At 65.4% G+C, this 23,874-nt stretch carries 23 protein-coding genes and 1 tRNA gene; 13 read left to right on the forward strand and 11 right to left on the reverse strand.

Features of this window, described 5'->3' with window-relative positions; all coding sequences use genetic code 11:
* Positions 1-47: 47 nt before the first annotated feature.
* From DIE04_RS05065 to DIE04_RS05075, 3 genes are all read right to left on the reverse strand, one after another.
* Positions 48-1,334: an HlyC/CorC family transporter gene (locus tag DIE04_RS05065; RefSeq protein WP_082088470.1), complete on the reverse strand. Its 1,287-nt coding sequence runs from the start codon at positions 1,332-1,334 to the stop codon at positions 48-50.
* 149 nt (positions 1,335-1,483) lie between these two features.
* Positions 1,484-1,560, reverse strand: a tRNA-Pro gene (locus tag DIE04_RS05070).
* A gap of 148 nt (positions 1,561-1,708) precedes the next feature.
* On the reverse strand, positions 1,709-2,704 hold the full coding sequence (locus DIE04_RS05075; protein WP_044844218.1) for a polyprenyl synthetase family protein: 996 nt from the start codon (positions 2,702-2,704) through the stop codon (positions 1,709-1,711).
* A 210-nt stretch (positions 2,705-2,914) separates the two neighbouring features.
* Here DIE04_RS05075 and rplU point away from each other — a divergent pair, with 210 nt between their 5' ends.
* The 4 genes from rplU to proB all read left to right on the forward strand — a co-directional run bounded on the left by rplU (position 2,915) and on the right by proB (position 6,024).
* Complete coding sequence (gene rplU, locus DIE04_RS05080; protein ID WP_006025184.1) at positions 2,915-3,226, forward strand: 50S ribosomal protein L21; 312 nt, start codon at positions 2,915-2,917, stop codon at positions 3,224-3,226.
* 24 nt (positions 3,227-3,250) lie between these two features.
* Positions 3,251-3,514, forward strand: a complete 264-nt coding sequence (gene rpmA, locus DIE04_RS05085; protein WP_006476999.1) for a 50S ribosomal protein L27 — start codon at positions 3,251-3,253, stop codon at positions 3,512-3,514.
* Between the two features lie 188 nt (positions 3,515-3,702).
* Positions 3,703-4,815: an Obg family GTPase CgtA gene (gene cgtA, locus DIE04_RS05090; protein ID WP_044844217.1), complete on the forward strand. Its 1,113-nt coding sequence runs from the start codon at positions 3,703-3,705 to the stop codon at positions 4,813-4,815.
* Positions 4,816-4,905: 90 nt separating this feature from the next.
* Positions 4,906-6,024 (forward strand): glutamate 5-kinase, encoded by a 1,119-nt coding sequence (gene proB, locus DIE04_RS05095; RefSeq protein ID WP_044844216.1) that lies wholly within the window; start codon positions 4,906-4,908, stop codon positions 6,022-6,024.
* A 102-nt stretch (positions 6,025-6,126) separates the two neighbouring features.
* On the opposite strand, the gene DIE04_RS05100 is transcribed toward proB, so the two are convergent.
* Positions 6,127-6,735: a CNP1-like family protein gene (locus DIE04_RS05100; RefSeq protein ID WP_044844215.1), complete on the reverse strand. Its 609-nt coding sequence runs from the start codon at positions 6,733-6,735 to the stop codon at positions 6,127-6,129.
* A gap of 13 nt (positions 6,736-6,748) precedes the next feature.
* Positions 6,749-7,396, reverse strand: coding sequence for an RNA pyrophosphohydrolase (locus DIE04_RS05105; RefSeq protein WP_044844214.1), 648 nt, complete (start codon positions 7,394-7,396; stop codon positions 6,749-6,751).
* Positions 7,397-7,614: 218 nt separating this feature from the next.
* Here DIE04_RS05105 and DIE04_RS05115 point away from each other — a divergent pair, with 218 nt between their 5' ends.
* On the forward strand, positions 7,615-9,351 hold the full coding sequence (locus DIE04_RS05115; protein WP_044844213.1) for a proline--tRNA ligase: 1,737 nt from the start codon (positions 7,615-7,617) through the stop codon (positions 9,349-9,351).
* A gap of 21 nt (positions 9,352-9,372) precedes the next feature.
* Entirely contained in the window at positions 9,373-9,981 is a 609-nt protein-coding gene (locus DIE04_RS05120) for a MarC family protein (protein WP_044844212.1), read from the forward strand.
* Positions 9,982-10,066: 85 nt separating this feature from the next.
* On the opposite strand, the gene DIE04_RS05125 is transcribed toward DIE04_RS05120, so the two are convergent.
* On the reverse strand, positions 10,067-10,618 hold the full coding sequence (locus tag DIE04_RS05125) for a hypoxanthine-guanine phosphoribosyltransferase (protein ID WP_044844211.1): 552 nt from the start codon (positions 10,616-10,618) through the stop codon (positions 10,067-10,069).
* A 94-nt stretch (positions 10,619-10,712) separates the two neighbouring features.
* Positions 10,713-12,080, reverse strand: coding sequence for a signal recognition particle protein (ffh, locus tag DIE04_RS05130; protein WP_039317379.1), 1,368 nt, complete (start codon positions 12,078-12,080; stop codon positions 10,713-10,715).
* 90 nt (positions 12,081-12,170) lie between these two features.
* Between ffh and DIE04_RS05135 the strand changes: the two genes are divergently transcribed.
* From DIE04_RS05135 to DIE04_RS05170, 7 genes are all read left to right on the forward strand, one after another.
* Positions 12,171-13,064, forward strand: coding sequence for an inner membrane protein YpjD (locus DIE04_RS05135; RefSeq protein WP_124488230.1), 894 nt, complete (start codon positions 12,171-12,173; stop codon positions 13,062-13,064).
* Between the two features lie 13 nt (positions 13,065-13,077).
* A complete protein-coding gene (locus DIE04_RS05140) occupies positions 13,078-13,392 on the forward strand; it encodes a PP0621 family protein (RefSeq protein ID WP_124488231.1) in 315 nt (104 codons plus the stop codon).
* On the forward strand, positions 13,389-13,979 hold the full coding sequence (gene ampD, locus DIE04_RS05145; protein WP_124488232.1) for a 1,6-anhydro-N-acetylmuramyl-L-alanine amidase AmpD: 591 nt from the start codon (positions 13,389-13,391) through the stop codon (positions 13,977-13,979). Before DIE04_RS05140 ends, ampD begins: the two co-directional genes overlap by 4 nt.
* A gap of 463 nt (positions 13,980-14,442) precedes the next feature.
* Positions 14,443-17,439 (forward strand): ribonucleoside-diphosphate reductase subunit alpha, encoded by a 2,997-nt coding sequence (locus DIE04_RS05150; RefSeq protein ID WP_124520011.1) that lies wholly within the window; start codon positions 14,443-14,445, stop codon positions 17,437-17,439.
* A 363-nt stretch (positions 17,440-17,802) separates the two neighbouring features.
* A complete protein-coding gene (locus DIE04_RS05160; RefSeq protein ID WP_044844206.1) occupies positions 17,803-19,014 on the forward strand; it encodes a ribonucleotide-diphosphate reductase subunit beta in 1,212 nt (403 codons plus the stop codon).
* Positions 19,015-19,097: 83 nt separating this feature from the next.
* Positions 19,098-19,424: a hypothetical protein gene (locus tag DIE04_RS05165; RefSeq protein ID WP_082088468.1), complete on the forward strand. Its 327-nt coding sequence runs from the start codon at positions 19,098-19,100 to the stop codon at positions 19,422-19,424.
* Positions 19,425-19,452: 28 nt separating this feature from the next.
* On the forward strand, positions 19,453-20,160 hold the full coding sequence (locus DIE04_RS05170) for a histone H1-like DNA-binding protein (RefSeq protein WP_124520267.1): 708 nt from the start codon (positions 19,453-19,455) through the stop codon (positions 20,158-20,160).
* A gap of 215 nt (positions 20,161-20,375) precedes the next feature.
* Here the strand turns inward: DIE04_RS05170 and DIE04_RS05180 are convergent, their stop codons facing one another.
* From DIE04_RS05180 to DIE04_RS05195, 4 genes are all read right to left on the reverse strand, one after another.
* Positions 20,376-20,849 (reverse strand): glycine zipper 2TM domain-containing protein, encoded by a 474-nt coding sequence (locus tag DIE04_RS05180; protein WP_011883213.1) that lies wholly within the window; start codon positions 20,847-20,849, stop codon positions 20,376-20,378.
* Between the two features lie 19 nt (positions 20,850-20,868).
* Positions 20,869-21,807, reverse strand: a complete 939-nt coding sequence (locus DIE04_RS05185; protein ID WP_044844204.1) for a carbohydrate kinase family protein — start codon at positions 21,805-21,807, stop codon at positions 20,869-20,871.
* A 94-nt stretch (positions 21,808-21,901) separates the two neighbouring features.
* Complete coding sequence (tpx, locus tag DIE04_RS05190) at positions 21,902-22,405, reverse strand: thiol peroxidase (RefSeq protein ID WP_044844203.1); 504 nt, start codon at positions 22,403-22,405, stop codon at positions 21,902-21,904.
* 72 nt (positions 22,406-22,477) lie between these two features.
* A complete protein-coding gene (locus DIE04_RS05195; protein ID WP_124520007.1) occupies positions 22,478-23,869 on the reverse strand; it encodes a DUF3426 domain-containing protein in 1,392 nt (463 codons plus the stop codon).
* Between the last annotated feature and the right edge of the window lie 5 nt (positions 23,870-23,874).

The following is a 23,874-nucleotide window of genomic DNA, read 5'->3' on the forward strand; positions in this document are numbered from 1 at the left end:
GGCAAATGGTCGCGTATCGTGCGCGGCGCCGACAGTCGGCCGTTCGGCTAGCGCGCGCCGCGTGCGCGCGTGCTGCGCGGCTTGAAGAGCTTGACGGTGCGCACGGCCTGGTCGTCGCTGCGCATGACCTCGAGCATCACGTCGCGGATCTTCAGGCACACGTCGCCTTCGGGGATTTCCTCGAGGATTTCGAGGATCAGGCCATTGAGCGTCTTCGGTCCGTCGGTCGGCAGTTGCAGGTGCAGCCAGCGGTTCAGTTCGCGCAGCGGCATGCTGGCGGCGACGATGCATTCTCCGTTCTCGTTCCAGCCGCCCGCGCGTTCGCCGCGCGGCATCGACGTCGTGAATTCGCCGATCAGTTCCTCGATGATGTCCTCGGGCGTGACGAGCCCCTCGAGTTCGCCGTACTCGTTGACGACGAGCGCGGTCCGCTGGCGGCTTTCCTGGAAATACTGGAGCTGCTGGACGACCGGCGTGCCCGACGGCACGTAGTACGGCTCGGCGAGCAGCGTGCGCAACGTTTCGCGGTCGAAATCCTGGTTGTGCAGCCCGGTGAGCGTCTTGCGGACGTGCAGCACGCCGAGCACCTTGTCGATGTCGCCTTCGTAGACGACGAGGCGGTTGTGATAGCAGGTCTCGAGCTGATGCAGGATGTCGTCGAGCGGCGCGTAGAAGTTGAGCGACTCGATCTGGCGGCGCGGCACCATCACGTCGTCGACCGTGATGTTCTCGAGGTCGAACAGGTTGAGCAGGATGCTGCGGTGCTTGGTCGGCATGAAGCTGCTCGACTCGAGCACGATCGCGCGCAGCTCGTCGGCGGACATCCGCTGGTCGCGGCCCTTCTTCGTATTGATGCGCAGCATCCAGAGCACGCCGTTCGCCAGTTCATTGACGAACCAGACGACCGGCTTGAACACGCGCATCAGCGGCGCGATCACGAGACTGGCGGGCAGCGCGATGCGTTCGGGAAAGGTCGCGCCGACGATCTTCGGCGCGATTTCCGCGAACACGATGATCAGGAACGCGACGATGCCGGTCGCGATCGACAGCGCCAGGTTGTTACGGCCGAACGTGTGCAGCGCGAGCGACGTCGTCAGGACCGGGATGATCGTGTTGAACAGGTTGTTGCCGATCAGGATCACGCTGAGCAGCAGGTCGGTGCGCGTGAGGAGACCCTGCGTGGTTTTCGCACCGAGCACGCCCTGGCCGGCGAGATGCTTCAGCCGATGGCGGTTGAGCGCCATCATCGCGGTCTCGGAAATGGAAAAGAAGCTGGAGCAGAGGAGAAGCAGGAAGACGGCGCCGATTTGCGCCCATAAGGGAATTTGGTCCACGCGTCAGAAGGGCAGTGAAGGACAGGGATGGAGGGAATATAGCAGAGGCCGGCGGCCGGGATGTGTCGTGCGCGACACGCGCGCTCGCGAGACCAGGCAGAAGAAGGCAAAAAAAAACCGTGCACACGGTGCACGGTTTTTTCAAAATCTGGTCGGGGTGAGAGGATTCGAACCTCCGGCCTCTACGTCCCGAACGTAGCGCTCTACCAGGCTAAGCTACACCCCGATTTTTTGCTCTTCCGACTTCGCCGCTTTCGTTCAGATCGCTGCGTCGTCACAAGCAAGAACGTAACTATAACGATGTTTTTTCGAAAAGGGAATACCTTGATGAAGAAATTTTTCGAAAAGCGGTTCGTGTCGTGGTCGCCGCGCGCTTACGACTGTCGCGACGTCGAGTACGAGCACAGCGCGAGCAGGCTTTCCTTGTAGATCGAATCCGGGAACGCGGCGATCGCGGCCGCGGCGGCCTGTGCTTCCTGGCGCGCGCATTCGAGCGTATGGTCGAGCGCGCCCGAACGCGTGATCGCGTCGAAGATCGTGTCGAAGCGATCGGTGCCGCCTTGTTCGATCGCCTCGCGGGCGAGCGCCGATTGCTCGGGCGTGCCGCGTTCGATCAGATAGATGAGCGGCAGTGTCGGCTTGCCTTCGCGCAGGTCGTCGCCGGCATTCTTGCCCATCGCTTCGGCCGTGCCCGCGTAGTCGAGCCAGTCGTCCATGATCTGGAATGCGGTGCCGATCCGGCGGCCGTATTCGGCGGCGGCGGCTTCGGTCGGCGCATCGGCGCCGGCGAGCACCGCGCCCAGGCGGGCCGATGCCTCGAACAGCTTCGCCGTCTTGTAGCGGATCACCTGCATGTAGCGCGTCTCGTCGACGTCCGCGTCGTGCATGTTCAGGAGCTGCAGCACTTCGCCTTCGGAAATGATCGTCGTCGCTTCCGACAGGATTTCCATCACGCGCATCTTGCCGACGCCGACCATCATCTCGAACGAACGCGAATAGAGGTAGTCGCCGACCAGCACGCTCGCCGCGTTGCCGAACAGCGCGTTGGCCGTCTGGCGGCCTCGCCGCAGTTCGGATTCGTCGACGACGTCGTCATGCAGCAGCGTGGCCGTGTGGATGAACTCGACGACGGCGGCCAGCACGTGCCGCTGGTGCGACGTCTCGCCGAGCGCGCCGGCGACGAGCAGCAGCAGGGCCGGACGCAGCCGCTTGCCGCCCGCGCCGATGATGTACTCGGCGATCTGGTTGATCAGCAGCACGTCGGACGCGAGGCTTTGCCGGATAACGCGATTCACCTGCTCCATGTCGCTGGCGATCGGGGCGAGCAGGTGGGCGGCGCTGAGGGTGGGGGAGGCGGTGGACGACGACATGATGATCGAAATGGGTGATGCCGCGGATTATAAGTCGAATCCGCGATATGCCGGTCTGTCGGACGTGTCTGCCCGGTGATTTTGGCCGTCCGGCCAGGGCTTGCGGGCGGCAATCGTGGATCGGCTTTGACTTGGGTGCTAAGCCCATGTATAATCACGTGTTTTCCGCGCGTGGTGTGCGGAAAAATTGGATCCAGAGTGAGGTTCTCAATGTACGCGGTCATAAAAACCGGCGGCAAGCAGTACAAGGTTGCCGTTGGCGAAAAACTCAAAGTAGAACAGATACCGGCTGACATTGACGCTGAAATCACGCTCGACCAGGTTCTCGCAGTGGGCGAAGGCGAATCGATTAAGTTCGGTACGCCGCTGGTCAGTGGGGCTTCCGTCAAGGCCACCGTTGTGTCGCACGGTCGTCATGCCAAGGTCACCATCTTCAAGATGCGTCGCCGGAAGCACTACCAAAAGCACGGCGGCCACCGCCAGAACTACACTGAGCTGCGCATCGACGCGATCAACGCGTAAGCGCCTCGGTAAAGGAGCAATCAGATGGCACACAAAAAGGCAGGCGGCTCTTCCCGGAACGGCCGCGACTCCGAGTCGAAACGTCTCGGCGTGAAAGTGTACGGCGGCCAGGCGATCAACGCTGGCGGCATCATCGTGCGTCAGCGCGGTACGCGCATGCACGCTGGCGAGAACGTCGGCATGGGCAAGGATCACACCCTGTTCGCGCTGGTCGACGGTCACGTCAAGTTCGCGACCAAGGGCGCGGACAAGAAGCATCTGGTCATCGTTGTCCCGGCGGCTGCCTAAGTTCAGGCACCCACGGGCTTCGTAGCCGAAAGGCCCCGCAGTCTTCGCGGGGCCTTTTTTTATTTGGCCGCCGGGCGCATGTGCGCGCCGGCGGCTGTCGCGACACTGGCGGGCAATCGGCCGAACGGCAGATTGTTCAAGCGCGCCGGCGCGCGGCACAATAGCGGAAATACTGGTCGGAGTGACGAATGAAGTTCATTGACGAAGCACGAATCGAAGTCATCGCCGGCGACGGAGGCGATGGCAGCGCGTCGATGCGCCGCGAGAAATTCGTTCCGTTCGGCGGGCCGGACGGCGGCGACGGCGGCCGGGGCGGCAACGTCTACGCGATCGCCGACCGCAACATCAACACGCTGATCGACTACCGTTACGCGAAGAAGCACCTGGCGCGCAACGGCGAAAACGGTCGCGGCTCGGATTGCTACGGCAAGGGCGGGGACGACGTCACGCTGCGCATGCCGGTCGGCACGGTCGTGACCGACATGGATACGGGCGAGCTGATCGCCGACCTGACCGAGCACGATCAGCAGGTGATGCTCGCGAAGGGCGGCGCAGGCGGTCTCGGCAACCTGCATTTCAAGTCGAGCACGAACCGCGCGCCACGCCAGAAAACCGACGGCAAGCCCGGCGAACGGCGCATGCTGCGGCTCGAGCTGAAGGTGCTCGCCGACGTCGGTCTGCTTGGCATGCCGAACGCCGGCAAGTCGACCTTCATCTCGTCGGTGTCGAACGCGAAGCCGAAGATCGCCGACTATCCGTTCACGACGCTCGCGCCGAACCTTGGCGTCGTGCGGGTCGGCCCGAGCAAGAGCTTCGTGATCGCCGATATTCCGGGGCTGATCGAGGGCGCCGCCGAAGGCGCGGGCCTCGGCCACCAGTTCCTGCGACACCTGCAGCGCACCGGCGTGCTGCTGCATCTCGTCGATCTGGCTCCGTTCGACGAAAGCGTCGACCCGGTCGCTGAAGCGACCGCGATCGTCGGCGAGCTGCGCAAATACGACGAGGCGCTGTACGAGAAGCCGCGCTGGCTCGTCCTCAACAAGCTCGACATGGTGCCGGAAGACGAGCGCGAGGCGCGCGTCGCCGATTTCCTCGACCGTTTCGGCTGGGACGGCCCGGTGTTCGAGATTTCGGCGCTCACGGGCCAGGGCTGCGAAGCGCTGTGCTACGCGATCTACGATTACCTCGCCGAGCATTCGGACGCACATCGTGCGGCGGAAGAGGAAGATCTGGCCGCGGACGTGCGGTTCCGCGATGCGCCGCAAGCCGATGGCGGCGCGACGCCCGGCGACGACGCCTGAGCGGGCCCGACACGCACCGGGCATCGCGTCCGGTGCCTGAATTCAATTGCGCCCGGCCGGGCAGGCATCAGATACAGGAGACGGCGCACGATGCGTTCGATCATCGCGGATTCCAAGCGATTGGTGGTGAAGGTGGGCTCCAGCCTCGTGACCAACGACGGCAAGGGGCTCGATCATGCTGCAATCGGCCGCTGGGCGGCCCAGATCGCCGCGCTGCGCGCACAGGGCAAGGAAGTGGTGCTCGTCAGTTCGGGCGCGATTGCCGAAGGGATGCAGCGGCTCGGCTGGAGCAAGCGTCCGCGCGAGATCGACGAGCTGCAGGCCGCCGCCGCGGTCGGCCAGATGGGGCTCGCGCAAGTTTATGAAAGCCGCTTTACCGAGCACGATATCCGCACCGCGCAGATCCTGCTGACGCACGCCGACCTGGCCGATCGCGAGCGCTACCTGAATGCGCGCTCGACGCTGCTGACGCTGCTGCGGCTCGGCGTCGTGCCGATCATCAACGAGAACGACACGGTCGTCACCGACGAAATCAAGTTCGGCGACAACGACACGCTCGGCGCGCTCGTCGCGAACCTGATCGAAGGCGATGCGCTGATCATCCTGACCGACCAGACGGGCTTGTTCACCGCCGATCCGCGCAAGGATCCGAATGCGACGCTGGTCGCGGAAGCCAGCGCGGGCGCGCCGGAGCTCGAGGCGATGGCCGGCGGCGCAGGCTCGAGCCTCGGCCGCGGCGGGATGCTGACGAAGATCCTCGCGGCGAAGCGCGCGGCGCACAGCGGCGCGAACACCGTGATCGCGAGCGGCCGCGAAGCCGACGTGCTGGTGCGGCTGGCGGCGGGCGAGGCGATCGGCACGCAGTTGATCGCGCGCACCGCGCGGATGGCCGCGCGCAAGCAATGGATGGCCGATCACCTGCAGGTGCGCGGGCACGTCGTGATCGATGCGGGCGCGGTCGAGAAGCTGACGGCCGGCGGCAAGAGCCTGCTGCCGATCGGCGTGACTGGCGTGCAGGGCGCGTTCGCACGCGGGGAGGTGATCGCGTGTGTCGGCCCCGACGGGCGTGAAGTGGCGCGCGGCCTCACGAACTACAGCAGCGCGGAAACGAAGCTGATTCACCGCAAGCCGAGCGGCGAGATCGAGACGGTGCTCGGCTACATGCTGGAGCCGGAGCTGATTCACCGCGACAACCTCGTGCTCGTGTAACCGTTCGGCCAGGCGTCGCGAGACAGCAAAAAGCCCGCATCGCGCGGGCTTTTTGTTGTGACGAAGCGAAACGAGGCCGGGCAGCCGGCCTCGGTTGCGCGGTCAGCGCAGCTGGCTCATCGCGGTGCGGTGGAACTTGATGTTCTCGAGGATCTGCTGGGTCGTGCCCTGCGGCATCTTGTTCGCGCAGAAATAGTCCTGGTACAGCGCCGAGTGGTACGCGTTCAGCTCGCCGTTCTCGATGCGACGCCAGTCGTTCTCGACCGTGCGGTCCCAGCCGTCGTGATCCGAATTCAGGCCTGCATACTGACGCCATTCGTAGGTGTCGCAGCGGATGCCTTCGTAGTTCACGTTGCGCGCGCCGGCCGGGCTCGTGATGACGACTGCGTAGCGCACGACGCCGTCGCTGCCGACCGCGAGCGACTTCGCATCGACGGAGAACTTGAGCGGCGTGTTCTGCGACACGTTGAACGGCAGCAGATCGCCCGCTTGCGGCAGCGGCGGCAGCGTGTCGACCGGGTTTTCCTTCCAGTTGCCCTGGCGGTCCAGCAGGTACACGAACTCGCTGTCATCCTTGTTGGTCGGCGTCTTCGAATTCGCGCAACCGGCCAGCGTGGCCGCCGCGACGATCGATGCGAGCGCGAGAGCAATCGCTTTCAATATGCATTCCTCGTAAAAAAAGGGCGCGACACCAAGGTCGCGCCCGGTCATGCAGTCCGACTCGTCATTTGCCGACGATCACGCGGGGCGGCATCTCGTCGAGCGTGCTCGCCTCCACTTCGATCTCGGAACAGACCACCGATGTGTCGACAATCGTCAGCGTCTGCTGGGCCTGCGCGCCGATGACGCGCGGATAGCGCGACAGACGCGGCCCACGCGGCTTTTCGGCTCGCTGCGCCGGGCGGCGCAGGAAGCGCGACAGTTCCGTCAGCGCCAACTGATAGACATCCCGCTTGAACTCGATCACCGCATCGAGCGGCACCCAGTACTCGTTCCAGCGCCACGCATCGAACTCCGGGTGGTCGGTCGCGCGCAAGCAAATGTCGCAATCGCGTCCGACCATCCGCAGAAGGAACCAGATCTGCTTCTGGCCGCGGTAATGTCCGCGTACTTCGCGCTTGATGAACTTGTCAGGCACCTCGTAACGCAACCAGTCGCGAGTGCGGCCGATTATCTTGACGTGTTCCGGGTGCAGGCCCGTCTCCTCGTGCAGCTCCCGGTACATCGCCTGCATGGGGGTCTCGCCGTACTTGATCCCACCTTGAGGAAACTGCCAGGAATGCTCGCGGAGCCGCTTGCCCCAAAACACCTCGTTGCGCGCGTTCAAGAGGATGATGCCGACGTTCGGGCGAAAGCCTTCACGATCCAGCATACAACCACCTTCGAATCCTTTAAAATTGCTTTGATTATAAACAGATAACGGGCGCTGCGCACCGTGACGGAGCGAAACCGCGCGGGGTACACCGGCTGAATTGTCCCTGATTTGTCTGCTAAGTCATCTGCGCCATCGTCGTTCGTCGCGCGCAGCTTTTTCACCTTGAAACTTTTTCGGGCGCCCCGCCTGGGGGCGCCGTATTTGGAACCGTCCGCATGAAAGCTTCCCGTTTCTTTATCGGCACCCTCAAAGAAGCACCGGCCGACGCAGAGATCGTCAGCCACAAGCTGATGGTGCGCGCCGGCATGATCCGTCGCGTCGCCGGCGGCATCTACAACTACCTGCCGGTCGGCCTGCGTTCGATTCGCAAGGTCGAGGCGATCGTGCGCGAGGAAATGAACCGGGCAGGCGCCATCGAGCTGCTGATGCCGGCCGTGCAACCGGCCGAGCTGTGGCAGGAATCGGGCCGCTGGGAGCAGTACGGCCCCGAACTGCTGCGCTTCAAGGACCGCAAGGACAACGACTTCGTGATCGGGCCGACGCACGAGGAAGTCATCACCGACATCGCGCGCAACCAGATCAAGAGCTACCGGCAGATGCCGGTGAACTTCTACCAGATCCAGACGAAGTTCCGCGACGAGATCCGTCCGCGCTTCGGCGTGATGCGCGGCCGCGAGTTCATCATGAAGGACGCGTATTCGTTCGACAAGGACGCGGCCGGCCTGAACGAGTCGTATCGCAAGATGTACGACGCATACGTGCGCATCTTCACGCGCCTCGGCCTCGAGTTCCGCGCGGTTGCGGCCGACAGCGGCTCGATCGGCGGCAACTTCTCGCACGAGTTCCACGTGATCGCCGATACCGGCGAGGACGCGATCGCCTACTGCCCGACGTCCGACTTCGCGGCGAACGTCGAAGCGGCCGAAGCGCTGCCGCTGATCGCCGAACGCGCGGCACCCGCCGAAGCGATGGAAAAGGTCGCGACGCCCGGCAAGGCGAAGTGCGAGGCCGTCGCCGAACTGCTGTCGATCCCGCTCGAGCGTACGATCAAGTCAATCGTGCTCGCCACCGACAACGAAGGCGCCGAGCCGACCATCTGGCTCGTGATGCTGCGCGGCGACCACGACCTGAACGAGATCAAGGTGTCGAAGCTGCCGGGGCTGAAGAACCACCGCTTCGCGACCGAGCAGGAAATCGTCGAGTGGTTCGGCACGCCGCCGGGCTACCTCGGCCCGGTCGGCACGAAGAAGCCGGTGAAGGTGATCGCCGATCGCACGGTCGCGAACATGAGCGACTTCGTCGTCGGCGCGAACGAGGTCGACTATCACATCGCCGGCGTGAACTGGGGCCGCGACCTGCCGGAGCCGGACGTCGCCGACGTGCGCAACGTGAAGAAGGGCGATCCGTCGCCGGACGGCAAGGGTGAGATCGACATCTGCCGCGGCATCGAAGTCGGCCACGTGTTCCAGCTCGGCACCAAGTACTCGGAAGCGATGGGCGCGACGTTCCTCGACGAGTCGGGCAAGCCGCAGCCGATGCTGATGGGCTGCTACGGCGTCGGCGTCACGCGCATTCTCGGCGCGGCGATCGAACAGAACTTCGACGAGCGCGGCATCATCTGGCCCGAGTCGATCGCGCCGTTCGAAGTCGTGCTGTGCCCGATGGGCTACGATCGCAGCGACATGGTCCGCGAGGCCGCCGACAAGCTGTACGCGGAACTGGCCGCGGCCGGCATCGACGTGATCCTCGACGATCGCGGCGAGCGCCCGGGCGTGATGTTTGCAGACTGGGAATTGATCGGCGTGCCGCATCGCCTGGTGATCGGCGAGCGCGGCCTGAAGGAAGGCAAGATCGAGTATCAGGGCCGCCGCGACGCCGAGGCGACGCTGCTGCCGGCCGACGCGGCCGCGGCGACGGTGACGGAGAAGATCCGCGCCGCGCTCGCGCGCTAAGCGCTTCGACCGGAGGATACGGTGGAATACACCTTCCTGTCGGCCACCGTGCTCCTCGTGCTGATCACGGATCCGCTCGGCAACATCCCGCTGTTCATCACGGCGATGCGGGATGTGCCGCGCGAGCGGCGCGTGAAGCTGATCCTGCGTGAAGTCGGGATCGCGTTCGTGATCCTGCTGTTCTTCATGGTGGTCGGCGACCGCTTCCTGCGGATGATGAACCTCACCGACCTGTCGCTGCGGCTCGGCGGCGGGATCGTGCTGTTCCTGATCGCGCTGCGGATGATCTTCCCGCATCCGGACGGCGCGCTCGGCAGCGATCCGCGCGCCGGCGGTGAACCGTTCATCGTGCCGCTCGCGATTCCCGCGCTCGCCGGGCCGTCCGCGCTCGCGACGGTGATGCTGCTGACGTCGCAGGCGCCGGGCAAGATGTTCGAGTGGGTCGGCGCGCTGACGGTCACGATGATCGTCTGCGCGATCACGCTGGTGCTGGCCGAACGGATCCAGCAGTGGCTCGGCGAGCGAACCGTCGCCGCGTTCGAGCGGCTGATGGGTCTCGTGCTCGTCGCGATCTCGGTCGAGATGCTGCTCGCCGGCATCAAGGCGTTCGTGCACCAGCTGCAGATGTAACGCGTTGGTGCGTACCGACGAAAAAATGCGGCGCTCCGGGTAACCGGAGCGCCGCTTTCCATTTATATAGCGGGCAGGGCGGCGATCAGACGTTCGCGGTCAGCGCACGGATCGTCGGCAGGTTGCGCCAGTAGCCCTTGGCGTCCATCCCGCAGCCGAACACGTAGCGGTCGGGCACCGAGAAGCCGCAGAAGTCGGGATGCAGCGGTTTCGCTTTCGTGAGCGTCTTCTCGCACAGCACCGCGGACATGAAGCGCTTCGCGCCCATGTCGAGGATGCGGTCGCGGATCGCGGCCATCGTCTCGCCTTCGTCGAGGATGTCGTCGAGCACGAGCACGATGCGGTCCTTCACCGATTCGCGCGGCGCGACGCGCCAGTGCATCTCCGGGCTGCCCTGCGTCGTGTTGCGGTAGCGGGTCAGGTGGATGTAGTCGAATTCCAGCGGGAAATCGAGATGCGGCAGCAGCATCCCGGTAAACACCGCGGCGCCGCCCATCACCGAGAGGACGAGCGGGAACGCGTCGCCGATCTCGGCGCGGATCGCTTCGGCCATCCGGGCGATCGACGCGTTGACGGCGTCCGCCGAGACGATCTCTTCGGAGTGTTCGAAAATGTGGAGGGCTTCTTCGCGGTTCATGAGTTCTGGCGGGCAGTCGGTATACAAATAAGAATGAAGCAGAACGGCTGGCGCGCGCTACGGCAAAAACCCGCGCGCCGGCCGACGGGCGGAATCAGCGCATGCCGGGCATCATGCCCTTCAAGCCGCGCATCATCTTCTGCATGTTGCCGCCCTTCAGCTTCTTCATCATCGTACGCATCTGGTCGTACTGGTTCAGCATCCGGTTGACTTCCTGCACCGGCACGCCCGCGCCGGCTGCAATGCGGCGCTTGCGCGTCGCCTTGATGATTTCGGGTTTGGCGCGCTCGGCGGGCGTCATCGAGCTGATGATGCCTTCCATCCGGCGGATCGACTTCTCGGCCTGGCCCATGTCGGCGCCGGCCGCCGCCTGCTGGAACTGCGCGGGCAGCTTGTCCATCAGCGACGACAGGCCGCCCATGTTCTTCATCTGCGAGATCTGCGCGCGGAAATCGTTCAGGTCGAAGTCGCCGCCTTTCTTGACCTTGTCGGCGAGCTTCTGCGCGGCCTGCACGTCGACGCCGCGCTGCGCTTCCTCGACGAGCGCGAGGATGTCGCCCATGCCGAGGATCCGGTTCGCCATCCGGTCCGGGTGGAACACCTCGAGGCCGTCGAGCTTCTCGGCGACGCCGACGAACTTGATCGGCTTGCCCGTGATGTGGCGCACCGACAGCGCGGCACCGCCGCGCGAATCGCCGTCGAGCTTGGTCAGCACGACGCCGGTGAGCGGCAGCGTGTCGTTGAACGCCTTCGCGGTGTTGACCGCGTCCTGGCCGAGCATCGCGTCGACGACGAACAGCGTTTCGGCCGGCTTGAGCGTGCCGTGCAGCGCGGCGATTTCCTGCATCATCGCCTCGTCGATACCGAGGCGGCCGGCCGTGTCGACGATCAGCACGTCATGGTAGTGGCGCTTCGCCCAGTCGACGGCCGCGAGTGCGATGTCGACGGGCTTCTGGTCCGGCGTCGACGGGAAGAAATCGGCGCCGACCTGTTCGCTCACCGTTTTCAGCTGCATGATGGCGGCCGGGCGATACACGTCGCACGACACCGTCAGCACCTTCTTCTTGTACTTCTCGCGCAAGAGTTTCGCGAGCTTGCCGGCGGTCGTGGTCTTGCCGGCGCCCTGCAGGCCGGCCATCAGGATCACGGCGGGCGGCGTGACCGCGAGGTTCAGCTCGGCGGCCTTGCCTTCGTAGTCGCCGCCGATCACGGCGGTCAGTTCCTTCTGGACCACGCCGACGAGCGCCTGGCCCGGCGACAGGCTGCTGATCACTTCCTCGCCGAGCGCCTTTTCCTTGACCTTGGCGATGAATTCGCGGACGACCGGCAGCGCGACGTCGGCTTCCAGCAGCGCGAGACGCACCTCGCGGAGCATCTCCTGGGTGTTCGCCTCGGTAAGCCGGGCCTCGCCGCGCAGCGTCTTGACGACGCGCGCCATCCGTTGAGTGAGATTGTCGAGCATGGGGAGCGATGGACAGTGGGGCCCGAAGGCGCAACGGAACCGTACAAAAGGGAGCCGTCGCGGGAAGGGGGCCTAGTGTAAACTTCGAACATGGATATTGTACTGTATGCCCTCACCGCATTCCTGTACGGCGGCCTCGCCGTCGCAGGCTGGCGCACGCACCGCCAGGGTGCGACGCCGCTCGTCGCGAGCGTGCCGGCCGTGCCGGTGCCGGCGTCCGCCGCGTCGGGAATGAGCGGCGCCGGCCGCGCGCTGCTGTTCGCGGCGCTCGTCGCGCACGGCGTGCTGCTGCACACGACGATCTTCCCGCACGACGCGATGGTCTTCGGCTTCGCGTTCGCGCTGTCCGCGATGTTCTGGCTCGGCGCCGGCATCTACTGGATCGAGAGCTTCTTCTTCCCGCTCGACAGCCTGCGCCTGCTCGTGCTGCCGCTCGCGTGCGGCGCGTCGCTGCTGCCGCTCGTGTTCGGTGGCGTGCGGGTGCTGCCTTATGCCGCAGCGCCGCTGTTCAAGATGCACTTCCTGATCGCGAACATCGCGTACGGCCTTTTCGCGATCGCCGCGCTGCATGCGGTCCTGATGCTGATGGTCGAGCGGCGCCTGCAGTCGCTGAGGAGCGGCGGGCGCGACGGCTCGACCGGCTGGATCGCGAGCTGGCTCGAAACGCTGCCGCCGCTGCTCACGCTCGAGAAGCTGCTGTTCCGTCTGATCGGCGCCGGCTTCGTGCTGCTGACGCTGACGCTCGCGTCGGGGATCCTGTTCAGCGAGCAGGTCGATGCACGCGCGCTGCGGCTCGATCACAAGACCGTGTTCGCGGTGCTGTCGTGGCTGATGTTCGGCGGCCTGCTGGTCGCGCACAAGACGTCGGGCTGGCGCGGGCGCGGCGCCGCGCGCTGGGTGCTCGTGTCGTTTGCCGCGCTGCTGCTCGCGTATGTCGGCAGCCGGTTCGTTTTCGAGGTGCTGCTGCACCGCTCCGTGGTTTGAACGCAGGTTTCCGATGCGACAGATTCTTCTCCTGATTCTTCTCTTCTTCGCTGGTTCGTGGCTCACGCGCAAGCTGCGCCAGGCCCAGGAGCACGCGCAGGCGCGCGCCGGCCGCGGTGGCGGCAACGACGGCGCACCGGGTCCTGGCGCCGGGGCGGCACGCCCGAACGGCGACGCGCGCTCGCTGCCCGAACCGATGGTGCGTTGCGCCGAGTGCGGCGTGCATACGCCGCAGGGCGACGCCGTCGCCGCGGGCGGCGAATACTTCTGCAGCACCGAGCACGCGCAGCGCCACGGCGCACACGCGAGCGGCCACGACGCCCGATGAGCGACGCAGCGCTGCTGTCGGTCGACGCGAACGGCTGGGTGCGCGAAGCGCGCCACGCGCCGTCGCCGAATTTCGAGGCGCGGCCCGCGGGCGCGGTGCCGACGCTCGTCGTCGTCCACAACATCAGCCTGCCGCCCGGCGAGTTCGGCGGCGATGCGATCGAGGCGCTGTTCCTGAATCGCCTCGATTGCGATACGCACCCCTATTACCAGCGTCACCTGCGCGACGTGCGCGTGTCCGCGCACTTCCTGATCCGCCGCGACGGCGAACTCGTGCAGTTCGTGTCGTGCGACGAGCGTGCATGGCATGCGGGCGCGTCCGAGTTCTTCGGCCGGCCGCGCTGCAACGACTTCTCGATCGGCATCGAACTCGAAGGTGCGGACGACGTGCCGTTCGACGCGGCGCAGTACGCGACGCTCGGGGTGCTCGCACGCACGCTCGCCGCGCGCTACCCGATCGATGCGGTGGCCGGGCATTCCGACGTCGCGCCGGGCCGCAAGACCGACCCGGGTCCGCACTTCGATTGGCAACGCTTCGCGAGCGATGCCGGGTTTTCCGCCGAATACTTTCCTTTCCGTCAGCACTGATCGCAGGGTTTTTGAGCGGGCGAAATTTTTTTTTCCGACCAATGCCTTGTCGCGTCTGCCCGTCCGGGCGGCCGGGTTGATGTCAATACCTCCGGCGAAAATTCTCCGTTTTGATGTCGCCGGAATGTCCACTATACTTGGTGCCAGTTGAGCGGTTCTGTACTAGATATAGTGTGTGTCGCAGGGGAAACCCGAGCGGCACCGGCCGGCGGGCAACGCCGGCGGCCAGGGTTCTCAGTGCGGCGCGCCAGGCCGGGCGGTCCGGGCGTCGCAATCAAGCGCAGCGAACTTCGACGGGGCAGCGTACACATGACGAAGCACACGACCGGATCGGTTGTCGCGCATCGACCGAACCGGCTTCCCCGACGCATCGCTCGCCTCTTACCGCTCGCGCATCCGATAGCGCAGCGTTCGTTTTAATCCGCGGTTCTCTCCGCACCATCCAACACCAGGAGCTTTGCACATGCAAACCACCGACAACGCGACGTCCCAGTACGAGAGCGCCTCGAGCCGTCCGCTCGGCGGGACCGAACAGGGCGCGCAGGCGCTCGCGCCGCAGGCCACGTTCGCCGACTACAAGGTGATCCGCCGCAACGGCAGCGTGGTGTCGTTCGAGCCTTCGAAGATCGCGATTGCGGTGACCAAGGCTTTCCTGGCCGTCAATGGCGGGCAGGGCGCGGCATCGGCACGCGTACGCGAACTCGTCGAGCAGCTCACGCACAACGTCGTGCGCGCGCTCGTGCGCAGCCGTCCGAACGGCGGTACGTTCCATATCGAAGACATCCAGGACCAGGTCGAACTCGCGCTGATGCGCGGCGGCGAGCACAACGTCGCGCGTGCGTACGTGCTGTATCGCGAGAAGCGTCACCTCGAGCGCCAGCATGCGGGCGAGGAAGCAGCGGCAGCGGGCGGCGAGTCGAGCACCGGCATCAACGTCGTCGACAACGGCGTCACGCGCCCGCTCGACCTGAACGCACTGCGCGCGCTGATCGTGTCGGCATGCGACGGTCTCGGCGCTGCGGTTAACCCTGACCCGATCGTCGCGGAAACGGTGAAGAACCTGTACGACGGCGTGCCGATGAGCCAGGTCTACGACTCGGCGATCCTCGCTGCGCGCACGATGATCGAAAAGGATCCGGCATACAGCCAGGTCACGGCCCGCATCCTGCTGCACACGATCCGTCGCGAGATCCTCGGCGAGGAAGTGGTCCAGGCCGAGATGTCGGCCCGCTACGCGGAATACTTCCCGCAGTTCCTGAAGCGCGGCGTCGACGCCGGCCTGCTCGACGACAAGCTGCTGCAGTTCGACCTGAAGCGTCTCGGCGAAGCGCTCGACGCGAACCGCGACCTGCAGTTCGGCTACCTCGGCCTGCAGACGCTGTACGACCGCTACTTCCTGCACGTCGACGGCAGCCGCATCGAAATGCCGCAGGCATTCTTCATGCGCGTCGCGATGGGCCTGTCGCTGAACGAGATCGACCGCGAAACGCGCGCGATCGAGTTCTACAACGTGCTGTCGAGCTTCGACTTCATGAGCTCGACGCCGACGCTGTTCAACTCGGGCACGCACCGCTCGCAGTTGTCGTCGTGCTACCTGACGACGGTCGCGGACGATCTCGACGGCATCTATGAAGCGCTGAAGGAAAACGCGCTGCTGTCGAAGTTCGCCGGCGGTCTCGGCAACGACTGGACCCGCGTGCGCGCACTCGGCTCGCATATCAAGGGCACGAACGGCAAGTCGCAAGGCGTGGTCCCGTTCCTGAAGGTCGTCAACGACACGGCCGTCGCGGTCAACCAGGGCGGCAAGCGCAAGGGCGCGGTCTGCGCGTACCTCGAATCGTGGCACCTCGACATCGAGGAGTTCCTCGAGCTGCGCAAGAACACCGGCGACGATCGCCGCCGTACGCACGACATGAACACGGCGAACTGGATTCCCGACCTGTTCATGAAGCGCGTGATGGAAGGCGCCGACTGGACGCTGTTCTCGCCGTCGACCTGCCCGGACCTGCACGACAAGTTCGGCGCCGATTTCGAGAAGGCTTACACGGCTTACGAAGAGAAGGTCGCGCGCGGCGAGATCAAGCTGTTCAAGAAGATTCCGGCGCAGCAGCTCTGGCGCAAGATGCTCGGCATGCTGTTCGAAACGGGCCACCCGTGGATCACGTTCAAGGATCCGTGCAACGTGCGCTCGCCGCAGCAGCACGTCGGCGTCGTCCACTCGTCGAACCTGTGCACGGAAATCACGCTGAACACGAGCGACACCGAAATCGCGGTGTGCAACCTGGGCTCCGTGAACCTCGTCGCCCACCTGGTGAAGCAGGCCGACGGCAGCTACGCGCTCGACCACGACAAGCTGAAGCGCACGATCAGCGTCGCGATGCGCATGCTCGACAACGTGATCGACATCAACTACTACGCGGTGCCGAAGGCGCGTAACTCGAACCTGAAGCACCGTCCGGTCGGCATGGGCATCATGGGCTTCCAGGACTGCCTGCACCTGCTGCGCACGCCGTACGCGTCGGAAGCGGCGGTCGAGTTCGCCGATCGTTCGATGGAAGCGGTCTGCTACTACGCGTACTACGCGTCGACCGAGCTGGCCGAGGAACGCGGCCGCTACTCGAGCTACCGCGGCTCGCTGTGGGATCGCGGCATCCTCCCGCAGGACACGCTGAAGCTGCTGACGGAAGCGCGCGGCGGCTACGTCGAGGTCGACACGTCCGAGTCGCTCGACTGGACGACGCTGCGTTCGCGGATCGCCGCGCACGGCATGCGCAACTCGAACTGCGTCGCGATCGCGCCGACGGCGACGATCTCGAACATCATCGGCGTGTCGGCATGCATCGAGCCGACCTTCCAGAACCTGTACGTGAAGTCGAACCTGTCGGGCGAATTCACGGTGGTCAACGAGTACCTCGTCCGCGACCTGAAGGAACGCGGCCTGTGGGACGAAGTGATGGTCGCCGACCTGAAGTACTTCGACGGCATGCTGTCGCGCATCGACCGTATCCCGGCCGACCTGCGCGCGATCTACGCGACCGCGTTCGAAGTCGACCCGACGTGGCTGGTCGAAGCGGCATCGCGTCGCCAGAAGTGGATCGACCAGGCGCAGTCGCTGAACATCTACATGGGCGGCGCGTCGGGCAAGAAGCTCGACGAGGTCTACAAGCTCGCGTGGCTGCGCGGTCTGAAGACGACCTACTACCTCCGCACGATGGCAGCGACGCACGTCGAGAAGTCGACGGTCGCACACGGCGCGCTGAACGCGGTGCCGACGAGCGGCGGCTCGAGCAGCGGCGGCGCGCAAGGCGCGGCAGGCGGCTTCGGTGCAGCGGGCGGCGCAGCGTCGTCGTCGGGCGCAGTCGACGCGGCACCGGCACTCGCGCCGGTTGAAGCGGACGGTCCGGTATGCACGATGCGCCCGGGCGATCCCGGCTTCGACGAGTGCGAAGCCTGCCAGTAACGCGGCGCGCATGACCTGAAGAAGGTTCGGGCGGCGCGCACGACAACCGATCGAGGTTGAAGTGTGCGCCGCTCTCAACTAAAAAAATGATAAGGAATCTGTAACGCGGCACTCGCGTTGCAGGCAGTGACAAGCGATCGAAACATCCCCGACGACGTCGCGTTTCGATCAGCGTTCGATGCGTCGAGCGCACCTCGCGATACACGTGCGACACACGTCGCGCGCTGCATGAACGACGATGCGTTGCTCAAAGTGTTGTATCGAGGTCGCAACGCGAATCGAAAAAAGGATTTTTCGTGAGCGAGCCCTTTTATCGCTCAGGAAAAGATGGTACAAACCGTTCTAAATTGATGGTGAGAATTTATGCTCAACTGGGATGACGAGAAGACTGCCGTAACCCCCGCGAGCGGAGCGCAGCAAAACGCGTTGCGCACCTCCGCAGGGATGGCTGTCGGAATGCAGGCTGCAACGCCTGCCGCCCATCAGGTCCGCGACATTTTCGAAGGCGATCTTGCGGTGCCGCCGCAAGCATCGGCTGTTCCCGCCGGCGGTTCGGAAGCGCGGGTCAACGTTGCAGACAAGCGCATCATCAACGGCCAGACTGACGTCAATCAGCTGGTGCCGTTCAAGTACAAGTGGGCGTGGGAAAAGTATCTGGCGGGTTGCGCGAACCACTGGATGCCGCAGGAAATCAACATGTCCCGCGACATCGCCCTGTGGAAGGATCCGAACGGTCTGACCGAGGACGAGCGCCGCATCGTCAAGCGCAACCTCGGCTTCTTCGTGACGGCCGATTCGCTCGCCGCGAACAACATCGTGCTCGGCACGTACCGCCACATCACGGCGCCCGAGTGCCGGCAGTTCCTGCTGCGCCAGGCGTTCGAAGAGGCGATCCACACGCACGCGTACCAATACATCGTCGAATCGCTCGGTCTCGACGAAGGCGAGATCTTCAACGCGTACCACGAGGTCACGTCGATCCGCGCGAAGGACGAATTCCTGATCCCGTTCATCCACACGCTGACGGACCCGGCCTTTAAGACCGGCACGCTCGAAGCGGATCAGAAGCTGCTGAAGTCGCTGATCGTGTTCGCCTGCATCATGGAAGGCCTGTTCTTCTATGTCGGCTTCACGCAGATTCTCGCGCTCGGCCGCCAGAACAAGATGACGGGTGCTGCAGAGCAATATCAGTACATCCTGCGCGACGAGTCGATGCACTGCAATTTCGGCATCGACCTGATCAACCAGATCAAGCTCGAGAACCCGCATCTCTGGACCGCGGAATTCCGCGCCGAGATCCGCGAGCTGTTCAAGCAGGCTGTCGAACTCGAATACCGCTACGCCGAGGACACGATGCCGCGCGGCGTGCTGGGTCTGAACGCGTCGATGTTCAAGAGCTATCTGCGCTTCATCAGCAACCGCCGTTGCCAGCAGATCGGCCTCGACCCGCTGTTCCCGAACGAGGAAAACCCGTTCCCGTGGATGAGCGAGATGATCGACCTGAAGAAGGAACGCAACTTCTTCGAGACGCGTGTGATCGAGTATCAGACGGGCGGCGCGCTGTCCTGGGAATAACCCGCAGCAGCGAACCCGTCACATGATGTGAGCAGCCGGCGGCCTCTCGGCCCCGGCCCAAGGTTTAGGAGCAAGAACGCCTGATGCAAAGCATGCCCGGTGCCTTAACGGCCCAACGACATGATCGGCACTTTGCGAACCCTTCAGTGGGATGGGCAAACTTCCCTCCGGAAAAAGCGGACGGCCGTGTGGCGGTCCGCTTGATCAAGCGATTAGGGGTGGCGGCGCGAGGCGCGCCGGCTACCGACTTGATTTGGCGCGCGAGGCCATGGGGTCACGCGCGCCATACCGTATTCATTAGCGTAAGCGCGTGGTATCCGCGTACGCCGATGAATAGCCCGCTTCGAAGCGCACGTCCTGAACAGCGTCCGCGGGAAGCGGGTTTTGACGAAGGGTGTAGTTTGAACTGACTCTCATCTGAACCTGAAGGAGAACAACATGGCTACTGCCAAGAAGAAACCGGCTGCTAAGAAGGTTGCTGCCAAGAAGACCGTTGCGAAGAAGGCTGCTGCTCCGGCGAAGAAGGCCGCTGCGGTGAAGAAGGTTGCTGCGAAGAAGGTCGCGGTGAAGAAGGTTGCCGCGAAGAAGGCAGCACCGGCGAAGAAGGCTGCTGCGAAGAAGGTCGCGGCAAAGAAGGTCGCAACGAAGAAGGTTGCTGCGAAGAAAGTCGCGGTGAAGAAGGTTGCCGCGAAGAAGGCAGCACCGGCGAAGAAGGCCGCTGCGAAGAAGGTTGCAGCCAAGAAAGTCGCGGTGAAGAAGGTTGCTGCGAAGAAGGCAGCACCGGCGAAGAAGGCCGCTGCCAAGAAGGCCGCGCCGGCGAAGAAGGCTGCCGCCAAGAAGGCTGCGCCTGCGAAGAAGGCTGCTGCGAAGAAGGCTGCGCCTGCCAAGAAGGCTGCCCCTGCGAAGAAGGCTGCCGCTGCACCGAAGGCTGCTGCTGCACCGAAGGCTGCCGCTGTTCCGAAGGCTGCCGCACCGGCGAAGAAGGCCGCTGCTCCGAAGAAGGCTGCTGCTCCGAAGAAGGCCGTCGTGAAGAAGGCTGCACCGGCAACCACCGCGTCGACCGCATCGGTCGCGCCGGCATCGGGCGTGAAGACCGCGCTCAACCCGGCAGCGGCATGGCCGTTCCCGACCGGCAGCCGTCCGTAATCGCGGCTGACCAGCACTACCCGGACACTCACGCGGTGTCCGCGGGTTGAGTAGCGCTACTCAATCGATCCCGCCATCTGGCTCAGGTGGCGGGATTTTTTTCGTCCCTCTGCATCGATGGGCCGGCCGGCTGCCGGGCACGGACGAAAAAAAACGCATGTGCAGCTTCGCACATGCGTTCGACCGCGGCTTGCGCCGCGTGCTGAGGATGCTCGTTAGTGCGTGACGCGCGTGACGCCGCCGCTCGACAGCAGTCGCACCCGTTCGCCGGCGCGGAACACTTCGCCGCTCGCCGCCTGCGTGATCGAGCGCAGGTCGCCGTTGTCGAGGCGCACGGTGATTTCGACACCGTTCGCCGTGCTGAGGTTTTCGCCGACCGCGTTGCCTGCGACCGCGCCGACGAGACCGCCCGCGATGGCCGTCAGGATCGATCCCTTGCCGCCGCCGATCGCGCTGCCCGCGACTGCGCCGAGCGCGCCGCCGCCGAGCGTGCCGATCGCGCTGCCGCCGCCATCGGACTGGATGCGCACCGCACGGACGCTTTCGACGGTGCCCATGCGCACGGTTTGCTCGCGCTGCGCCTGGCCGACGCTATAGACATCTGCCGAGCCCGGCGCCGTGAAGCAGCCGGCGAGCGTCAGCGTGGCCGTCAGCATGGCAGCGAGCGTGAGGGTTTTCTTGGTCAACATCTTTGCTCTCCCACAATATTCATTTGAGACTGTACCCGAAGGCAGCCTCGAAGCGCGCGTCGATTTCGGCGCGCGTCAGTGCGTAAGTTTGAGGCCCCTGGTGGGCGATCTTGATCGAGCCCATCAGGCTCGCGAGGCGGCCCGTGGTTGCCCAGTCGAGGCCATTCTCGATGCCGTACAGCAGGCCGCCCCGGAAGGCGTCGCCGCAGCCGGTCGGATCGACGACACGCTCGGCTTGCACGACCGGAATCTGTTCTTCGCCGTTTTTGTGAAGAATGGTGGCGCCGCGCTCGCCGCGCGTGATGATCAACGCCTGAACCCGGCTGGCGATTTCCTGTTCGGACCAGCCCGTCTTGTCGCTGACGAGCTTGCCCTCGTAGTCGTTGACCGCAACGAAGGTGGCGAGTTCAATGATGCGGCGCAGCGTCGCACCGTCGAACAGCGGCAGGCCCTGGCCCGGATCGAAGATGAACGGGATGCCGGCCTTCGCGAATTGCTCGGCGTGCTGGACCATCCCGTCGAAGCCGTCCGGCGCGACGATGCCGAGCTTCACGCCCGACACTTCGTCCGCGCGGTTCAGGTGCGACTGCATCATCGCGCCCGGGTGGAATGCGGTGATCTGGTTGTTCTCGAGATCGGTCGTGATCATCGCCTGCGCGGTGTGCGTTTCGGGCACCACGCGTATGCTGGCCTTCGACAGGCCGAGGCTGTCGAGACGCTCGAGATAGCGATCGGCGTCGTTCGCGCCGACCGTCGCCATGATACGCGCGTCGCCGCCGAGCATGTGCAGCGCGTAGGCGATGTTCCCCGCGCAACCGCCGAATTCGCGACGCATCGTCGGCACGAGGAAGCTCACGTTCAGAAGGTGAACCTGGTCGGGCAGGATGTGCTCGCGAAACCGGCCTTCGAAGGTCATGATGTTGTCGTAGGCGAGCGAGCCGCAAATCAGCGTAGTCAAGGCGTGCGTTCCTGTAGAGAGCAAAGGGAGGCGGCTGCCCGGCCGGCGCGCGCAGGCCGTCGGGCCTCGCGCGGCAGGGACGGGCGGCTGCGGGTTACTTCAGTGCGGCGAGCGCTGCGTCGTAGTTCGGCTCGTCCTTGATCTCGCCGACGAGTTCCGCGTGGAGCACCTTGTCCTGCGCGTCGAGCACGACGACCGCGCGGGCCGTCAGGCCGTTCAGCGGGCCGCTCGTCACGTCGACGCCGTATGCGTTCGCGAACGCGCGGCCGCCGCGGAACGTCGAAGCCGTCACGACGTTCGCGAGGCCTTCGGTCGTGCAGAAGCGCGTGGCGGCGAACGGCAGGTCGCCGGACACGACCACCACGACCGTGTTGTCGAGCGACGACGCGGCTTCGTTGAACTTGCGGGTAGACGTCGCGCAGGTGGGCGTATCGAGGCTCGGGACGATGTTCAGCACCTTGCGCTTGCCGGCGAAGCTGGCGAGCGACAGGTCGGCGAGGTCCTTGCCGACCAGCTTGAAGTCGGGGGCTTGCGAGCCGACGGCCGGGAACGTGCCGGCGAGATCGATCGGGTTGCCACCCAGCGTAACTTTGCTCATGTTCGTGCTCCGAAATAGCGCGCCGCAGCGGCGCGCGGGTTGAGACGGCGCGCATGCGCGCGCCGCGGGGCGTCACGGATAGAAGATCTGGACGCGGAAATTCGAGGCGGGCGCGCCGTTCGTGTCGAGACGGACGACCATCGTCTGCGTCGTGCCGGGCGGCAGCCCGGCGTCGATCGGCATGCCCGGGCGCACGTAGTCGCGCGGCGCGAGCACGCGGCGCACGGTCACGTGATTCGTGTCGTCGAGCAGCGTCAGCTCGAGCGACGGGTAGGCGAGCGCGACGCGGTAGCGGTTCGTCAGCGGCACCTTCAACTCCAGCACGCGCGGGCCGTCGATCTGGCGCAGGTCGGCCGCGTCGAGCCGCAGGCCGTCGATCGCGCGCGGCGGCGTCACCTTGCAGCCGAGCGGCGCGCACGCCTGCCGGAACCAGCCCTGCGTGACGGGCCAGTAGATCATCACGGGTTCGCGCTGCCACCACGCGAGCTGCGCGACGAGCAGCACCGCGAGCACGGCCGCGACGAGGCCGCCGAAAAAGCCGCCGAGCGTTCCACGTCGCTGCTGCGCGCGCGGCTCGCGCGTCACGGCGAAGGGCGGGCGGTCGTCGTCGGACAGTGCGGCGGGGAAGGGGACGGCCGGCTGGGCGACCGGCTCGGCGGCCGGTTGTACGTCCGGTTCGGCACCGGGTTCGCTGGCGGCTGCGGCCGGTGCGGCGGCACGTTCGGCGTGGGTGTCGGGTTCGGATTTCGGTTCGAGTCCGGGCTCGGCTTGTACCGGCCTGAACGCGAAGCGCGGTTCGCGTGGCGCGTGCTCGTCGTCGGGCACGGCGAAGCGCGCGTTGCCGACCGGTTCGACGGGCGCTGCTGCGGCGGGTTCGATCGACGGCGTGGGCGCGACGAAGCGCGGTTCACGCAGGTCGGGTTCGGTGAGCGGCGTGAGCGGCGTGAGCGGTTCGTCGGTTTCGGGCGGCACTGCATCCGGTCCGGCCGATCGCGCGGCGACGGCGTGCAACTCGGCCGGCTGCGATGCGATCGGCGCCGGCGTGCCGGACAGGTGAACCACACCGGATTCCGTCGACGGCAGCGCAAGCGGGATCAGCGGCTCGGCGCGCACGGTCTCGACACTGTGCTGCAGGGACGGGTCGACGCCGCCATCGAGCCACGGCGCCCACATGTCCCAGCCTTCCGGCTGGTAATCGGAACCCGCTGCCGGTTCGACCGGTGCGTCGGAGGTGAAGAGCCGCGCGGGCGGGGCGTCGTGTTGCGGGTTGGCGGCGGCCGGCTCGACCGGCGCCGCTTCGGTCAGCGCGGATTCCGGCGGTGCCGGATCGGGTACGAGCGACTGCGATGCGTTGAAGACCTGCTGACAGTGTCCGCAACGCACGAGCCCGTCATGCAGCGCGAGCTGTTCCTGCTGCAGCCGGAAGACGGTTTCGCAATGAGGGCAGCGCGTCGCAAGAAGCATGTCGA

Source organism: Burkholderia sp. Bp8994 (assembly GCF_003853805.1).
Classification (GTDB): Bacteria; Pseudomonadota; Gammaproteobacteria; order Burkholderiales; family Burkholderiaceae; genus Burkholderia.

What these genes read in the sequence shown, in the direction of transcription:
- DIE04_RS05075 (WP_044844218.1), bottom strand. Translation starts at nt 2,704, where the DNA reads ATGTCGTCGTCCACCGCCTCCCCCACCCTCAGCGCCGCCCACCTGCTC.
- rplU (WP_006025184.1), top strand. Translation starts at nt 2,915, where the DNA reads ATGTACGCGGTCATAAAAACCGGCGGCAAGCAGTACAAGGTTGCCGTT.
- rpmA (WP_006476999.1), top strand. Translation starts at nt 3,251, where the DNA reads ATGGCACACAAAAAGGCAGGCGGCTCTTCCCGGAACGGCCGCGACTCC.
- cgtA (WP_044844217.1), top strand. Translation starts at nt 3,703, where the DNA reads ATGAAGTTCATTGACGAAGCACGAATCGAAGTCATCGCCGGCGACGGA.
- proB (WP_044844216.1), top strand. Translation starts at nt 4,906, where the DNA reads ATGCGTTCGATCATCGCGGATTCCAAGCGATTGGTGGTGAAGGTGGGC.
- DIE04_RS05100 (WP_044844215.1), bottom strand. Translation starts at nt 6,735, where the DNA reads ATGACCGGGCGCGACCTTGGTGTCGCGCCCTTTTTTTACGAGGAATGC.
- DIE04_RS05105 (WP_044844214.1), bottom strand. Translation starts at nt 7,396, where the DNA reads ATGCTGGATCGTGAAGGCTTTCGCCCGAACGTCGGCATCATCCTCTTG.
- DIE04_RS05115 (WP_044844213.1), top strand. Translation starts at nt 7,615, where the DNA reads ATGAAAGCTTCCCGTTTCTTTATCGGCACCCTCAAAGAAGCACCGGCC.
- DIE04_RS05125 (WP_044844211.1), bottom strand. Translation starts at nt 10,618, where the DNA reads ATGAACCGCGAAGAAGCCCTCCACATTTTCGAACACTCCGAAGAGATC.
- ffh (WP_039317379.1), bottom strand. Translation starts at nt 12,080, where the DNA reads ATGCTCGACAATCTCACTCAACGGATGGCGCGCGTCGTCAAGACGCTG.
- DIE04_RS05135 (WP_124488230.1), top strand. Translation starts at nt 12,171, where the DNA reads ATGGATATTGTACTGTATGCCCTCACCGCATTCCTGTACGGCGGCCTC.
- DIE04_RS05140 (WP_124488231.1), top strand. Translation starts at nt 13,078, where the DNA reads ATGCGACAGATTCTTCTCCTGATTCTTCTCTTCTTCGCTGGTTCGTGG.
- ampD (WP_124488232.1), top strand. Translation starts at nt 13,389, where the DNA reads ATGAGCGACGCAGCGCTGCTGTCGGTCGACGCGAACGGCTGGGTGCGC.
- DIE04_RS05150 (WP_124520011.1), top strand. Translation starts at nt 14,443, where the DNA reads ATGCAAACCACCGACAACGCGACGTCCCAGTACGAGAGCGCCTCGAGC.
- DIE04_RS05160 (WP_044844206.1), top strand. Translation starts at nt 17,803, where the DNA reads ATGCTCAACTGGGATGACGAGAAGACTGCCGTAACCCCCGCGAGCGGA.
- DIE04_RS05165 (WP_082088468.1), top strand. Translation starts at nt 19,098, where the DNA reads ATGCAAAGCATGCCCGGTGCCTTAACGGCCCAACGACATGATCGGCAC.
- DIE04_RS05170 (WP_124520267.1), top strand. Translation starts at nt 19,453, where the DNA reads ATGGCTACTGCCAAGAAGAAACCGGCTGCTAAGAAGGTTGCTGCCAAG.
- DIE04_RS05180 (WP_011883213.1), bottom strand. Translation starts at nt 20,849, where the DNA reads ATGTTGACCAAGAAAACCCTCACGCTCGCTGCCATGCTGACGGCCACG.
- tpx (WP_044844203.1), bottom strand. Translation starts at nt 22,405, where the DNA reads ATGAGCAAAGTTACGCTGGGTGGCAACCCGATCGATCTCGCCGGCACG.
- DIE04_RS05195 (WP_124520007.1), bottom strand. Translation starts at nt 23,869, where the DNA reads ATGCTTCTTGCGACGCGCTGCCCTCATTGCGAAACCGTCTTCCGGCTG.